The sequence below is a fragment of the Filimonas lacunae genome (assembly GCF_002355595.1).
Taxonomy (GTDB): Bacteria; Bacteroidota; Bacteroidia; order Chitinophagales; family Chitinophagaceae; genus Filimonas; species Filimonas lacunae.
The window spans coordinates 2,543,905-2,557,690 of the sequence record NZ_AP017422.1 but is presented as its reverse complement, the minus strand read 5'-3'; the positions used below and the strand labels follow the sequence as shown (position 1 = coordinate 2,557,690).

Below are 13,786 nucleotides of genomic sequence, written 5' to 3'. Positions count from 1 at the left end.
ATCTACCTTATTTCGGGTATCAGTATAATGAAAGAAGCACCTTTACCAGGCTCGCTTTCAGCATAGATTACCCCGTTATGAACTTCTAAAATTCTTTTGCAAATAGAAAGACCAATTCCCGACCCCTTATATTCCGCCTTACCATGTAAACGCTGGAATATCTGGAAAATACGGATAGCATCTTCCTGGTCAAAGCCAATACCGTTGTCTTTGACCGTAATCTTATACACCGGCATATTGCTCAGCAAAGGCCATTGCAACAACTCTTCCGGCTGGGGCCTTCCGGCCTTTATCTGTATCAGCGGCGATGGCTGGTTATTACTGAACTTAATGGCGTTGGAAATAAGATTGGTGAAAAGCTGCTGCATTTGCAATGGAATAGCTTCTATCTCCGGCAAAGGCTCTACCTCTACTACGGCATTCGATTCTTCTATCTGTAATTCCAGGTTGCTTAACACATCGGCTATTACGCGGGGTAAGGATACACGGCTAAATTCGTGGTTATTACCACTAATGCGCGAGTAATCCAGCAGGTTATCTATCAGCTCGCGCATTACCTGCGCTGCCGCCATCATACGGTCCAGGTAAAAATTACCATCCTTTTCCAGTACGGCACTGTACTTTACCTGTAGCCGCTCGCCAAACGTATTAAACTTGCGCAAAGGCTCCTGCAAATCATGTGAAGCGATATAAGCAAACTCTTCCAGCTCTTTATTGCTACGGTTCAGCTCCTGTATTTTAGCTTCCAGCCCACGCTGGTAAGTACGCAAATCGGTAATATCACGCGTGGTGCCAACTACTTTCACCAGTACCCCGTTGGCATCCCGTATCATGCGCGCATTGCTTTCCAGCACCTTTATATTGCCCTGCCTGTCTTTAATGCGAAAATCCCATGAATAATATCCCGGAAAGCTTTCCCAGCTCTGCCGGATCTTCTGCGCCTGCTCCACATCCTCGGGATACATATGACTGTAGTAAAAATCAGTGGAAATATGCAACGTTTCTTTATCGGCAGGATCGTAGCCAAATAGTATATACATACCATTCGACCACCAGAAAGTTTGATTTTCCAGGTAATTTTCCCAGGTGCCATATTTCAGAAACACTTCTGTATCACGGCTTACTTCCGAAGCAGTGGAAACACGGGAGGTATTATCATTAAATACAGCAGGCATAGGGTTACCGGTTGTTATTCTCGTCAAATTGTTTAATCTTATTGTACAGGGTCTTCCTGTCTACGTTTAGTAATCGGGCTGCCTTGCTTTTATTAAAGTTTACTTCCTTCAACGCTTTTAAAATAGTAAGGTACTCTGCATCTGCTGCTGCATCTTTCAGGCTGTTTTCGCCCAGCGAATCTTCCCGCTTAGGCAACACAATACCTGCTTCTACCTTACTGGCTTTTTCTGCGGGCGCTTCTTCAGCCTCATCAAAATTCAGCTTGGAATAGTTGATAATTTCAAATGGCAGGGAGGTCACTTCAATCATATCACCATCCGTTAATAAAGAAGTACGCTTAATTACATTCTTCAATTCACGCAGGTTACCATGCCATACATATTTGCGGAAGATATCTTCCACCTCTGGCTGAAAGCCCTTGATATGTTTATTCAGTTCTTCATTGGCTTGTTGTAAAAAGTGTGTGGCAAACTGCATCACATCTTCCTTACGATCGCGCAATGGCGGTATTTTAATGCTGAACTCATTAAAGCGGTGAAACAGATCTTCTCTGAACTTACCTTTTTTCGCAGCTTCCCATAACTCTTCGTTACTGGCTACTATAATGCGCACATCAAAATCAATATCCTTGGTACCGCCTACCCTTCTTATTTTACGTTCCTGTACGGCACGCAACAGGCTTACCTGTATATCATAACTCAGGTTGGCTATTTCATCCAGGAACACTGTTCCGCCGTTGGCTACTTCAAATATGCCCGTCTTCTGGTTCAATGCACCTGTAAAAGCACCTTTCTCATGCCCGAACAGCTCACTGCCTGCCAACTCGCGCGATAAAGCGCCGCAATCCACAGCCACAAACGGATTTTTAGCACGCTTGCTTTGCATATGAATTTCATTGGCCAGCACTTCTTTACCACTACCACTTTCGCCATATATGATAACACTGTAGTCAGTAGGCGCTACACGTCGTATCTGTTCCAGTATATTCTTAAATAAAGGACTTTTGCCTGCTACAAACCTGTCGGAATGCAAAGCAATCTGCTTTTCTTTAACACTGCCATTCTGATGATCGGCTTTAGCGCCATCCACAACAGCACCGTTGGTATTGTGGGGTGCCACACCGCCACTCTTCAGCGCCTTTTCAATGGTCAGCAAAATCTCATCCGGGAACAAGGGTTTGGTTACATAATCAAACGCACCCTTTTTCATAGCATCAACCGCCGTTTTAATATCACTATAGGCCGTGATAATAATTACCGGCAAATCAGCATACTCTTTACGGATAGAAGTTAACAACTCCGCGCCGGTTACATCTTCCAGCTTGTAATCACAAAGCACCAGGTGCACATTGTTCCTGAACAGGCAGTTCAATGCCTCTTTTCCGGAATTAGCCACTACTACTTCATAATTCTTCTTCCTGAGAAATCTTTCCAGCAAAAGACACATGTCTTTATCATCATCAACGATGAGAATCTTAGGCATAGGTATTGTTTAATGTTGTATTTGAGCAGACAGCTTCCTTAAATGGGCAACAGGTATCTGCAGCTGTTCCCTGTACTTTGTTACCGTTCTTCTTGCAATCATTATTCCATTTTTTTTCAATGCGTCTGTTATCTGCTGGTCCGTAAACGGGTCCTTTCTGTCCTCTCCCGCAATAATGTCTTTAATATGATCGCGTATAATACGGTTGCTGATTGTTTCCCCTTCCGTATTATGCACACCTTCCGTAAACAACGCTTTCAAACTCACCATTCCAAATTCTGTTTCTGCGTATTTATTGGCAGTGGCACGCGATACAGTTGAAATATCCATGCCAGACAATTCTGCTACCTGCTTCAATATCATCGGTTTTATCTGTGCCGTATCCCCTTCTTCAAAATAAGCCCTTTGTAAATGCACAATGGCCTGCATAATTTTTACCAGGGTATGCTCCCGTTGCTGCACCGCCGATATAAACCAGTTGGCCGCAGTTGTTTTGCTTTTGATATACTTTTTAGCCTGCTTCTGTGCCCTGTCGGCCGCCCCTTCTACATGCAGTTCACTCCCGTAATTATTTATCATCAACCTGTCGGAATAAGCATTATTCAAAGTGATCACAAAACGCTCTCCTTCTTTTAACACAAACACATCAGGCACAATCACCTGCTGTTTTTCTTCTTCCGAATCTGTTACTATTACCGGGTGTGGACTCAGCTTGGCTATATAATGTATCACAGCCTGAAACTCTTCTTTATCCAGCTGCATCTGATCCATTATGCGGTCAAAACTGCCGGTGTACAGGTAATCATAATAATGCGTCATCAGCTCTATGGCCTTGCGGCAAACCGGACACTTCTTCTCTACCCGGTTCAACTGTGTGAGCAAACAATCTTTTACCGAAAAACTGGCAATACCAGGCGGGTCCAGCGTTTGCAACAGCTTTATCACCTGCTCCAGCTGCTCCGGCTCGGTAACACGCTGCTGATTAAAGGAATATTCTTCTGCCAGCGTGTCTATATCTGTATCCAGCATACCATAGTCATTCAGGCTGTCTATAATATACACCGCCAGATCATACATCCTGGCGTCAGTTTCCAGCAAGCCCAGCTGACGGCGTAAATCGGCCCTGAAATCAGGACGCTCTTCCAGCGGCCTGTCTACATGCGCGTTGTCAGGCAAATAATTATGATACTCATATTTATAGTCAGGTATATCGTCATACATGTATTCCTCTACCCCCTTAAAATCAGCTATCACCTCGTCATTCTCTTTCTCGCTCTCCCCGTTGTCTTTCAATTCCAGCAACGGGTTTTCAATTAATTCATTCTGTATGCGCATTTCCAGCTCCTGTCTGTTCAAATACAGAAAGTTGAGAAACTGTATTTTTTGCGGTAATACCTTTAACTGGCCCTTCTGTTCAATTCTTTGATTTATCATAGGTAAGACGGTTAAAAACGGACAATCACCTCCTATCTAGCAAACACCAAACCCAAAAAAAAATTATTTGAACCGTTTTCTATTCTCCGCCTGAACGCATGCGAAGAAAACAAATATGGGTATTAATTTCCACAATAACCGCTATTTTACGCAACTACTTGCCGTTTAACCATTGTTCAAAAGTGTTCCCTATTTCTCATTTTACCCGGCATTCCTCCTCCCGTTCGTGCAAATCCTTACCCGGTTACTAAAAAGCACCTTTGTGTAATTGCCCCCTTAATTGTAGGTATTTTTGACCTTTTTGCCCTTTAAAAGTCCATATTCAGTCGAATCTGGCATTATGGAATACATATTGTACAATACTTAAGAAGAATAGAAATTTATAATCAACTCTCTTGGTAATGAAAAACTACCGGATTTTAGTGATAGATGATGAAGCTGATTTTACCCTGTTGTTAAAGAATTACTTAACACGCTTAGGCCACACGGTATCTACAGCCGGTACAATTACCCAAGGTTTGGAAGAAGCTGAAGCTTTTAAACCAGAGGTCATTTTCCTGGATAACCACCTGCCCGATGGCTTAGGCTGGCAGCAGGTGCCTTTATTAAAAGAAAAATATCCCGATACCACCATTAATCTCATGAGCGCTTATTACACGCACCTGGCCCATTTGAAAGAATATCCGGATGTGCAATTTATTGAAAAGCCCCTGGGTTTAAAGGCTATTTCCAACTTACTGGCCAATCCCGCCAACGCTTAATATACGCGTTGCCTGAATATATGTATGCAAAAAGCCTCTGTAAAGAGGCTTTTGTTTTTTATCAACTGTACTACATCTATAAACTGCTTTGCTGTTGCCGGGCATGTGAATGAATGGCCTTACTGCACCATTCCTGCCATTCCTCTTCTACTATAGCCGGGCTGTTTTCATCCATTACATACGCTTCACTTCCTTTTTCCTTGTTCAGGTAAAAGGTTTGCAGCCCTTTATCAGGATGCAATAACACAACCAGGTACCTGCCGGTAACAGCATACTCCTGCTTGCTTATATCTACTTCGGGGTGAAGCCAGGCATACACTTCTTTGTTGTTGTGGGCTTTCACAACTTTAAACACATGGGTGGAATAGTTTATCATAGTGGTGTTTTATTATTACTGACTATAAAAGTTCAAAAACACTGCCATACCAGCGCAGCCGTAATCATACTTGTCTAATGGTAATATTCAGCCGTATTGCCTGTAGAATTACATCTACATTACCTAATATGAGCAGCTTTTTTTATGTTTGCGCAAAACGCAGCTGTATTCATGCAAATAAAAATAGCGATACTGGACTTGTACAACGGACAACCTAACGAAGGGATGCGCTGTTTGCAGGAAATTGTAACCAACTGGGCACAACAGCAACAGCATGCGCTTGTGCTGAATATATTTGAAGTTAGACAACAGGTTCAACTACCTGATTTATCTTACGACATCTATATATCCAGCGGTGGCCCCGGCTCGCCCCTTTCTGGTGCTGACAGCAAATGGGAAAATGCATGGATCAACTGGTTGCAAAAACTGGAAGCCTGGAACAACACTTCCGGCAACAAGCCCAAGCCCGTGTTCTTTATATGTCACAGTTTTCAGCTGGCTTGTAAATATTATAAGGTAGGCCAGGTGTGTAAAAGGCATTCTGCTGCTTTTGGCGCTTTTCCGGTGCACCAGCTTCAGGCAGGCAAACAGGAAACCCTGTTTCAGGGCCTGCATGACCCTTTTTATGCAGTAGACAGCCGCAACTACCAGGTAGTTCAGCCCGACTTAAACCGTATACAGGAAATAGGTGGCCAGTTACTGGCTATTGAAAAAGAGCGTCCGCACGTACCTTACGAACGGGCGATAATGGCTATACGCTTTAATAAGTACTTTATAGGCACCCAGTTTCATCCGGAAGCAGATGCCGAAGGCACCAGTAAACATTTACAACGGGAAGATAAAAAAGCAGCTATTATAGAAAGTTATGGCGAGGAGAAATGGCATAGTATGATGGAGGCCATGATAAACCCGGAAAAGATCAACCACACACAACAACATATTTTACCGGCATTTTTAAACAATGCGTTGCTGTAAACAGCAACGCATCTTGTTTTTTACATCAGGTTTATAATTCAAATAAAAGCTGTTCTTCATGCCCTTTTACCGACACCTGCCTGATAAAATTATCATACCCTGCTTCATGTTCGCTGTAGGTGCCATAAGCATCCAGGCTATAGCCCTGTAATCCATCCTTGGCTTCAATAATATATACAATAGACATATCGGAAGGGTCTGACGGACCTTCAAAGCGGAAGACCTTCGTTATTTCAAGGTCTTCGGGCTGGTACACCTTACCCTTGCCTGCGGTAAAGCCTTCTTCTGTATACCTGAACTCGTTGTCCATTTTTTTAACACGTAGCTTTTCCAATACCTGGGCTACTGTTGTCATTTCATGAGGAGTTTCCATACAAATGTGTTTTTAATAATGTTATTAATAGACATACAATGTTATATCACCTGGAAAGAGCCGCCTGTAATTGCTGTGCTTTAGCCAGTGCCTTTTCATCTGTTAAGTCTAAGCGCAAAGGAGTGATAGACACCAATCCCTGTTCTACTGCCCACCTGTCTGTTCCTTCTTCTGCTGCTTCCAATGGTATCACCGTATACCAGTAATGTTTACGGCCCATAGGGTCTGTACCCGGCACCACCTGGTTATCGTAAAACCGTACCGACTGGCGTGTCCATTTCATTCCTACCGGGTTAGGCGGCAGGTTAATATTAATCAAATGCAAATCCGGATCATCATGTTGTAAAGCCATCGTTAACGCTTCGGCTACAAAAGGCTCCAGCGTTGCAAAATCAGGCTCGGTTTTATCTGCTACCGTACTCACGGCTATTCCCCGGCACCCCAGCAATACAGCCTGTTTAGCCGCAGCCAGTGTACCTGAATGCCACATGGCATTCCCCAGATTGGTACCCATATTAATACCCGACAGCACTACATCAGTTGTAGCCCACAGGTGCATCCCTAATGCCACACAATCGGCCGGTGTTCCATTCACACGGTATGCCTGTAACCCATCAAAAGAAATGGGTGATGCTTTATAAGATAAAGGACGGGAAGCGGTGATGGCCTGCCCCATAGAACTCTGTTCCACATCAGGCGCCACTATCCTTACTTCTCCAAAGCGGGAGGCTACTTTTGCCAGGCACGCTATGCCCGGACTATAAATACCATCGTCGTTTGTTACCAGTATTCTCATATGGGAACAACTTCTATTATCATGCCACCAAAACTGGTACGTTTTTATACAGTATATCTATATGGCTCATCATAAACACCACCTAATGAAAACAGTAGAAATATTGCATAACCCCAACGCAGGCGAGGAAGAACACACTCAAAAGCAATTAGTTAAAAGCATTAAAGCCGCAGGTTTTAAATGTAGATATTTATCAACAAAAACCGATGACTGGAAGGATGCGGGTAAAGATGCGGCCTTTTATATTATTGCCGGCGGCGACGGCACCATACGTAAAGTAGCCAAAAGCATTAACTGTAACGAAACACCTAACCTGCCTATCGCTATCCTTCCATTAGGCACTGCTAATAACATTGCACAAACGATGGGGCTGATGCAATCTACCGAAGCCATTATTAACAGCTGGCACACATATCATATTAAACAAGTAGATACCGGCACGGTTACAGGATACACCAAACCCCTGTTTTTTTTAGAAGGATTTGGCTATGGTATTTTCCCTAAACTGATGCAGCAAATGGAGCCGTTTGATAAAGTCATAGACGGTGCAGAAGAAAGAATGCAAAAAGCATTGGAACTGTTATACAGCCTGATACTGGCCGCGCCTGCCGTTGATTACACTATCACCATTGATAATAAAGATTATTCCGGCAAATACCTGATGGCTGAAGTAATGAACATTCAATCCATTGGCCCAAATCTGCACCTGGCCCCACACGCCGATCCGGGCGATGGTTATTTAGACGTGATATTGATAACCGAAAACCAGCGCGGCACCTTGCTGGCTTACGTAGATCAGTTAAGGAATAATGCAACAGATGCCGTGTTTTCCTTGCACGCACTGGCTGCTCAACAGGTACAAATAAGTAGCAGTGAACTATACCTGCATGCGGATGATAAGCTGCTGATAGCAGAGCAACCGCTTACACTGGACATTACCTTGTCAGAAAGTAAACTACAATTCCTCATAACCCCGGCCACTGAATAATCCACTTATTATCGCTTATTCCTGTACTCTTTCTTTAAATAACAATTGTAGCAAATGTTCCTGGGCAAGTCAGGAGCCACTACAGGCAGAATTAATTTATTGCAATCGGCACAGGATACCCCCTTGTGCCTTTGCATCCAGCCGGGGCAGTTATCCTCCGGCTCTTTTTCTGAAGGGAAATAAAAGGTAAGATCATATTTTTCCGCCATTTGCCTGCCCAGTATAACGGCATAAGCTGCTTCGGGCCAGTCAGGAGTGGTACCGTTAAACTGGCTATGATCGCCATTAAAACGTATGACCCCTAAACGGTGAATGAGCATTTTGTTCCTGAAAAACTTTCTTTGCAGGGAATAAAGCGTAGCATACAAAAACCAGCCTTCCGAATCGCCATCCCACAACACTTCCAGCACCGCAGGTTTACCCGGCACTTTAGCAATCTCGGCTTCCAGCACATCATTGGATGATATAAGCAGCATATAGGGGTAGTCAAAGTGTTACAATTACAATATTATTCATTATATCCTTGCCGCCATAACCAGTGGTAAAAATTATTACAGAATATTTTATACCCGGCTTTCTCCACTGACATAGGGTTGTCACCCCGCCATTTTTACTTTGCCTGTACAAACCATCTATCATGCAGCAGCTATCGTTCAACACTACCGGCCAGCCGGTTATCGCCCCTTCTGCCAGCTCTTCGGCAACCGATTTTGACTTTATTGCAGGCAAATGGCAGGTACACAATAAAAAACTGGCTGCACGCCTCAGCAACAACCAGCAATGGCTGGAGTTTACCGCACAACAGGAAGCCTGGAAAGTATTACAGGGCATTGGCAATATCGATTCCTTTACTACCACCCTTGATGGTAAACCCTTTGAAGGGATGACGGTGCGCCTGTTTAACCCCGTTACCCGGTTATGGAGCATTTACTGGGCCGATAGCAACCACGGCAAATTAGATGCACCGGTGACAGGATCTTTTGAAAACCAGGTAGGCCGTTTTTACGGCAGGGATACCTGGGAGGGACAGAAAGTGCTGGTGCAATTCTGCTGGGATGTCACCAACCCGGAGCACCCCACCTGGAGCCAGGCTTTTTCTACCGATAATGGCTTAACGTGGGAATGGAACTGGTATATGTTCCTGCACCGGGAATAACTTGCCTGGTAAGGACTGCATTACAAAAGCTGATAAAAATCAAACACACTGCTGACATTTATCATTCCCTACCTATGCCGCTTTCCTCACCTTCGATGCCGAAAACAAGGAAAGTGAGGAACTATATTTCAAATTCACGGGAATCGGTACGGATGTTTAGCAACAACCTGCTGGAAGCCTTATCCAAAGTACACTATTCAGTGCCCCTGTTTGTGTATATACCGGTAATTGCCACCACCGCTTATTTGTCATATACACAAAGCAACCTGGCTGTTATTATCCAGGTAATACTGGCGCTTTCAGGACTGGCTTGCTGGACATTTACCGAATACATACTGCATCGCTTTGTGTTTCACTTTGTGCCCAAATCCAAAGCCGGGCAACGGCTGCATTTTATTATGCATGGGGTACATCACGATTACCCCAACGATGCCAAAAGGCTGGTAATGCCCCCTTCGGTAAGCATCCCCCTGGCCCTGTTATTTTATAGTTTGTTTTACCTGGTGTTGCCATCAGGCAGCAATAATGCCTTTTTCACCGGCTTTATTACCGGCTACCTGGTATATGATATGACGCATTATATCCTGCATCATTACAATTTTAAATCACGCCTTGGCAAAGCCCTGAAAAAACACCACATGATACATCATTATGCCAACCCCGATAAAGCGTTTGGCGTAAGTTCCACTATATGGGACAAGGTGTTTCATTCCGATAAATAGTTTTTGCTCCATTGATCCATAAATACGAAAAGGCGTCTCATTCATCCATGAGGCGCCTTCATTTTTTACAAACCGCCTGTAAAGAAATTTGGTAGCAACAACAATTCTGTCCTAAATTTCCGCCCTCAAAAATAGACTGACATACCCCAACATGAGCTCAATTTCACCCGCCCTGTTTAACAAGCGTGTTACCGCTGCAGGGTTATTAATTGCTATCGGTATTGTATTCGGAGACATAGGTACCTCACCCCTGTATACCCTCAATGCTGTTTTTCACGACAAGGTTATTACAGAAGACATCGCCCTGGGCGCGCTATCCGCTATCTTCTGGACGTTGTTTTTCCAAACCACTTTAAAGTATGTGATCATTACGCTGCAAGCCGATAACAAAGGCGAAGGCGGCATCTTTTCCCTGTACGCGCTTATCCGCCGCGTATCGGGCAAGTGGCTGCTGTTTCCTGCTATGGCAGGTGGTGCCTTCCTCATTGCAGATGGCATTATTACGCCCCCGATTTCGGTGGCTTCGGCTATTGAAGGGTTGCAAAAGATCAATCCGCACATCAACACCGTGCCTATTGTTATCGTTATCCTGGTTATCCTATTCCTGTTTCAGCAATTTGGTACAGAAAAGATCGGGAAGATCTTCGGCCCTGTAATGGTGATCTGGTTTACATTCATTGGTGTGTTAGGCCTGATGGCCATGCGCCAGGCACCCGGTGTGTTAAAAGCTTTGAACCCCTACTATGCTTATATAATGCTTACCAAAGCAAAAGGCGGCTTCTGGCTGCTGGGTAGCATTTTCCTGTGTACTACCGGTGCCGAAGCTTTATATAGCGATATGGGCCATTGCGGCAGAAACAACATTCGTGTAAGCTGGATTTATATTAAAGTAACCTTGATTCTCTGTTATGCTGGTCAAACTGCCTGGTTGCTCAATCACGTAGGCGAAACAACCGGCGTGGTAAGTCCTTTCTACCATATTGTACCGGACGCTATTTACCTGCCTTCTTTATGTATTGCCACTATGGCCACCATCATTGCCAGCCAGGCCCTTATCAGCGGTTGCTTCACCTTAATAAATGAAGCCATCCGCCTGGATATATGGCCACGCCACAGAGTATTATTTCCCGGTAATATGAAAGGACAGATTTACATTCCCTTTATCAATTGGGCGTTAATGGCAGGTTGTATAGCCATGGTACTGCATTTTGAAGAATCCAGCCGTATGGAAGCAGCCTTCGGTTTAAGCGTTACCCTCACCATGATCATGAGCACCGTGCTCATTAACTTTTACCTGCACTACAAGCGGGTAGCCATGGTATGGGTAGTGCTGATCACAGGCACTTTCCTGGCCATAGAACTATCTTTTTTGATAGCCAACTTTCAAAAGATAGCAGAAGGTGGCTGGATTACGTTGTTGATAGGTGGAGGTTTATTCCTGGTCATGTATATCTGGTATAAAGGCCGTAGCATTAAAAAGCTACTTACCAAACTGGTGCTGATAGATGACTATGTACCCCTGTTAATGAAGCTGAGTGCAGATGAAAGAATACCTAAATACGCTACTAACCTGGTATATCTTACCACCTCCGGTTCACCCCGTAAAGTAGAGAAAACCGCTATGGACTCTATATTGTCTAAAGCCCCCAAACGTGCAGATGTATATTGGTTTGTGCATGTAAACGTAGTAGACGAACCTTATGCCTTAACCTACCGTGCCGATACCATTGTACGTAACGATATTTATTTTATTGAGTTTAACCTGGGCTTTAGAGTAGAGCCTATGATTGATCATTACTTTGAACAGGTAGCCAATGAACTGGTAAAAACCAGTGAAGTAGATTTTTCAGATCGATACGAGCAATGCTACCAGGATACTAAGATTGGCGATTTCCGTTTCCTGCTGATGGACTCCTTCCTGTCTTTCCCGAAAGCCATGCCTTTCTGGAAATGTTTTATCATGAAAAGCTATTTCAACCTCAAAAACCTGAGCGTAAAAGAAATGGTCAACTTCGGCATCAACAAAAGCAACGTTACCATCGAGAAATACCCATTAATCGTAAGCCCCGCCGAGCATCCGCCGTTGGTGAGGGAGCAATAAAAAGGTGTCTAAAAAACAAAGGCTGTCTTTTCAGGACAGCCTTTGTTTTTTATAGGCATCATTGCGAATATCACTAACCATTCCACACCAATAATCTCCCAATATCCGGGATTCCTAACTGATGCGCTTGTTCCAGATTACTCAATCTTTCGGCAAATGCCTGCAATTTCTTCTTAGCCTGCACAATAGCTTCTCTCAATAATACCTTGTTCAATATTATTTTAGGAGAAGCAGTACCATGATAAGAGCTTTTTTCATCCGTTCTTGACAAATCAATGGTAACGGATTCAATATTCTGTGATACATAAGGTTCAGGATGACCATTAAAAAAACTATATCCTTCCTGGCAGTTTTCCAAATCTTCCCAGTCGTGTATGTTTAATAAATCAGAGCAGCACCCTGGAAATAAGCGATCTTCATTGCCTACCCTTAAAACAAATCCACCATTGAATACTCTTATATCATCCCATTCACCACCATCATCCAGCGTTTCGCCAATATGTTCCTGAATAAATTTGACAAGATTATTGTCCGTAAAATCCGAAAACCTGTATAAATGATGTCCTTCGCTATATGGCACCCATGGAGTTGTATAACCCGCTAGCACAGCTGCCTGCTGATTATATAGCTCCCACTTTGCCGGCACCTCAGAAAGGGAGCCATCAGGCGAAGTCAGTTGATCATTATGCCACCATTTTTCAATAACAGGAATAAGTTCTATAGTATGTGGGTTAGAGTATTCCATCATTAGGCATCATTAATCAAAACAGATAAAAATTCATATTATTTTGCACAATAGCTGCCCCTCCTGCTACTATCAGGCTACACTTGCAGTTTCATCATACAGGAACTCTGTCCCCGTTGCAATTCTCTGCTGTAATGTACTTTTGATACCTTTGCAAAAGGTATAACTGCTACGCGGTTATTAAACACGCTTTTCTTTCTCACACTTCGCCTGGCCTTCCCTGTTTTCAAACGCTGCGGCTGCAATACACTACGAATGTCCTCAGCCGCTTCCTGTAACAACACACGCACCTCCACTTCACTTTTACCCTCCTTTAACCATTGAATAGCCTTACCTGCCAGCTGTTGATAATGTGAGCGCTGACGGTTGGCTGGCAAAGCCTGGTGTACAGCTGATGCCAAAGGCGAAGCAATAGCTAATAATTGAGCATATTTACGGGTGCCGGCAAATTCCGGAGCGGTTTGCACACGTTTCCCGCACAAAGGGTTACGCACACGGGCAATGGTAACACCCTGGCGTTTATACACCTGGATGATACCATAATTACCGGGAACCGGTGGACTTTCACACACATATTTAGCCATAACTAATTGCTTCAGACTACGAATGTAAGCTTCCAACCCGCTGCCGCCACCTTAAAATTTGAACGCTTTAAATACGGCAGCACGGTATACCTTCAATGAAGACAACCACACCTGGCG

15 protein-coding genes are annotated in these 13,786 nt (G+C 43.9%); 6 read left to right on the top strand and 9 right to left on the bottom strand.

Translation table 11 applies throughout. The features are described 5' to 3' along the window. Positions 1 to 2: 2 nt before the first annotated feature. Genes FLA_RS10025 through rpoN form a run of 3 tightly spaced genes read right to left on the bottom strand, consistent with a single transcriptional unit; the run spans position 3 to position 4,092 of the window. Positions 3 to 1,202 (bottom strand): sensor histidine kinase, encoded by a 1,200-nt coding sequence (locus FLA_RS10025; RefSeq protein WP_144264080.1) that lies wholly within the window; start codon positions 1,200 to 1,202, stop codon positions 3 to 5. After that, positions 1,180 to 2,658: a sigma-54-dependent transcriptional regulator gene (locus FLA_RS10020; protein WP_076380338.1), complete on the bottom strand. Its 1,479-nt coding sequence runs from the start codon at positions 2,656 to 2,658 to the stop codon at positions 1,180 to 1,182. Before FLA_RS10020 ends, FLA_RS10025 begins: the two co-directional genes overlap by 23 nt. A 9-nt stretch (positions 2,659 to 2,667) precedes the next feature. Next, a complete protein-coding gene (gene rpoN / locus FLA_RS10015; RefSeq protein ID WP_076380337.1) occupies positions 2,668 to 4,092 on the bottom strand; it encodes an RNA polymerase factor sigma-54 in 1,425 nt (474 codons plus the stop codon). Between the two features lie 401 nt (positions 4,093 to 4,493). Between rpoN and FLA_RS10010 the strand changes: the two genes are divergently transcribed. Further along, positions 4,494 to 4,853, top strand: coding sequence for a response regulator (locus FLA_RS10010; RefSeq protein WP_076380336.1), 360 nt, complete (start codon positions 4,494 to 4,496; stop codon positions 4,851 to 4,853). Positions 4,854 to 4,929: 76 nt separating this feature from the next. On the opposite strand, the gene FLA_RS10005 is transcribed toward FLA_RS10010, so the two are convergent. Continuing rightward, positions 4,930 to 5,229: a hypothetical protein gene (locus FLA_RS10005; protein ID WP_076380335.1), complete on the bottom strand. Its 300-nt coding sequence runs from the start codon at positions 5,227 to 5,229 to the stop codon at positions 4,930 to 4,932. Positions 5,230 to 5,400: 171 nt separating this feature from the next. On the opposite strand from FLA_RS10005, the gene FLA_RS10000 reads away from it, so the two are divergent. Next, the gene (locus FLA_RS10000) at positions 5,401 to 6,204 is read left to right on the top strand and encodes a type 1 glutamine amidotransferase (RefSeq protein WP_076380594.1); all 804 of its coding nucleotides are present in this window, start codon (positions 5,401 to 5,403) and stop codon (positions 6,202 to 6,204) included. Positions 6,205 to 6,235: 31 nt separating this feature from the next. Here FLA_RS10000 and FLA_RS09995 read toward each other — a convergent pair whose 3' ends face one another. Both FLA_RS09995 and surE read right to left on the bottom strand, forming a co-directional pair. Next, entirely contained in the window at positions 6,236 to 6,577 is a 342-nt protein-coding gene (locus tag FLA_RS09995; protein WP_076380334.1) for a hypothetical protein, read from the bottom strand. A gap of 46 nt (positions 6,578 to 6,623) precedes the next feature. Then, positions 6,624 to 7,373: a 5'/3'-nucleotidase SurE gene (surE, locus tag FLA_RS09990; RefSeq protein WP_076380333.1), complete on the bottom strand. Its 750-nt coding sequence runs from the start codon at positions 7,371 to 7,373 to the stop codon at positions 6,624 to 6,626. Between the two features lie 85 nt (positions 7,374 to 7,458). Between surE and FLA_RS09985 the strand changes: the two genes are divergently transcribed. Then, positions 7,459 to 8,361 carry a diacylglycerol/lipid kinase family protein gene (locus FLA_RS09985; protein ID WP_076380332.1) on the top strand — a complete coding sequence of 301 codons (903 nt, stop codon included), beginning with the start codon at positions 7,459 to 7,461 and terminating at the stop codon, positions 8,359 to 8,361. 8 nt (positions 8,362 to 8,369) lie between these two features. Here FLA_RS09985 and FLA_RS09980 read toward each other — a convergent pair whose 3' ends face one another. Beyond that, entirely contained in the window at positions 8,370 to 8,837 is a 468-nt protein-coding gene (locus FLA_RS09980; protein WP_076380331.1) for a hypothetical protein, read from the bottom strand. A 161-nt stretch (positions 8,838 to 8,998) separates the two neighbouring features. Between FLA_RS09980 and FLA_RS09975 the strand changes: the two genes are divergently transcribed. From FLA_RS09975 to FLA_RS09965, 3 genes are all read left to right on the top strand, one after another. After that, positions 8,999 to 9,517: a hypothetical protein gene (locus tag FLA_RS09975; RefSeq protein ID WP_197705883.1), complete on the top strand. Its 519-nt coding sequence runs from the start codon at positions 8,999 to 9,001 to the stop codon at positions 9,515 to 9,517. 113 nt (positions 9,518 to 9,630) lie between these two features. Next, positions 9,631 to 10,239 (top strand): sterol desaturase family protein, encoded by a 609-nt coding sequence (locus FLA_RS09970; RefSeq protein ID WP_231940417.1) that lies wholly within the window; start codon positions 9,631 to 9,633, stop codon positions 10,237 to 10,239. A 151-nt stretch (positions 10,240 to 10,390) separates the two neighbouring features. Continuing rightward, positions 10,391 to 12,340, top strand: a complete 1,950-nt coding sequence (locus FLA_RS09965; protein WP_076380330.1) for a KUP/HAK/KT family potassium transporter — start codon at positions 10,391 to 10,393, stop codon at positions 12,338 to 12,340. Between the two features lie 73 nt (positions 12,341 to 12,413). Here the strand turns inward: FLA_RS09965 and FLA_RS09960 are convergent, their stop codons facing one another. Continuing rightward, positions 12,414 to 13,088, bottom strand: coding sequence for a hypothetical protein (locus FLA_RS09960; RefSeq protein WP_076380329.1), 675 nt, complete (start codon positions 13,086 to 13,088; stop codon positions 12,414 to 12,416). 74 nt (positions 13,089 to 13,162) lie between these two features. Continuing rightward, positions 13,163 to 13,669 (bottom strand): hypothetical protein, encoded by a 507-nt coding sequence (locus tag FLA_RS09955; protein WP_076380328.1) that lies wholly within the window; start codon positions 13,667 to 13,669, stop codon positions 13,163 to 13,165. Positions 13,670 to 13,786: the final 117 nt, after the last annotated feature.

Bases quoted from the DNA above. Each gene is read 5' to 3' on its own strand.
- FLA_RS09955 (WP_076380328.1), bottom strand. From the start codon at position 13,669: ATGGCTAAATATGTGTGTGAAAGTCCACCGGTTCCCGGTAATTATGGT.
- FLA_RS10000 (WP_076380594.1), top strand. From the start codon at position 5,401: ATGCAAATAAAAATAGCGATACTGGACTTGTACAACGGACAACCTAAC.
- FLA_RS10005 (WP_076380335.1), bottom strand. From the start codon at position 5,229: ATGATAAACTATTCCACCCATGTGTTTAAAGTTGTGAAAGCCCACAAC.
- rpoN (WP_076380337.1), bottom strand. From the start codon at position 4,092: ATGATAAATCAAAGAATTGAACAGAAGGGCCAGTTAAAGGTATTACCG.
- FLA_RS09985 (WP_076380332.1), top strand. From the start codon at position 7,459: ATGAAAACAGTAGAAATATTGCATAACCCCAACGCAGGCGAGGAAGAA.
- FLA_RS10020 (WP_076380338.1), bottom strand. From the start codon at position 2,658: ATGCCTAAGATTCTCATCGTTGATGATGATAAAGACATGTGTCTTTTG.
- surE (WP_076380333.1), bottom strand. From the start codon at position 7,373: ATGAGAATACTGGTAACAAACGACGATGGTATTTATAGTCCGGGCATA.
- FLA_RS09960 (WP_076380329.1), bottom strand. From the start codon at position 13,088: ATGATGGAATACTCTAACCCACATACTATAGAACTTATTCCTGTTATT.
- FLA_RS09975 (WP_197705883.1), top strand. From the start codon at position 8,999: ATGCAGCAGCTATCGTTCAACACTACCGGCCAGCCGGTTATCGCCCCT.
- FLA_RS09980 (WP_076380331.1), bottom strand. From the start codon at position 8,837: ATGCTGCTTATATCATCCAATGATGTGCTGGAAGCCGAGATTGCTAAA.
- FLA_RS09965 (WP_076380330.1), top strand. From the start codon at position 10,391: ATGAGCTCAATTTCACCCGCCCTGTTTAACAAGCGTGTTACCGCTGCA.
- FLA_RS09995 (WP_076380334.1), bottom strand. From the start codon at position 6,577: ATGGAAACTCCTCATGAAATGACAACAGTAGCCCAGGTATTGGAAAAG.
- FLA_RS10010 (WP_076380336.1), top strand. From the start codon at position 4,494: ATGAAAAACTACCGGATTTTAGTGATAGATGATGAAGCTGATTTTACC.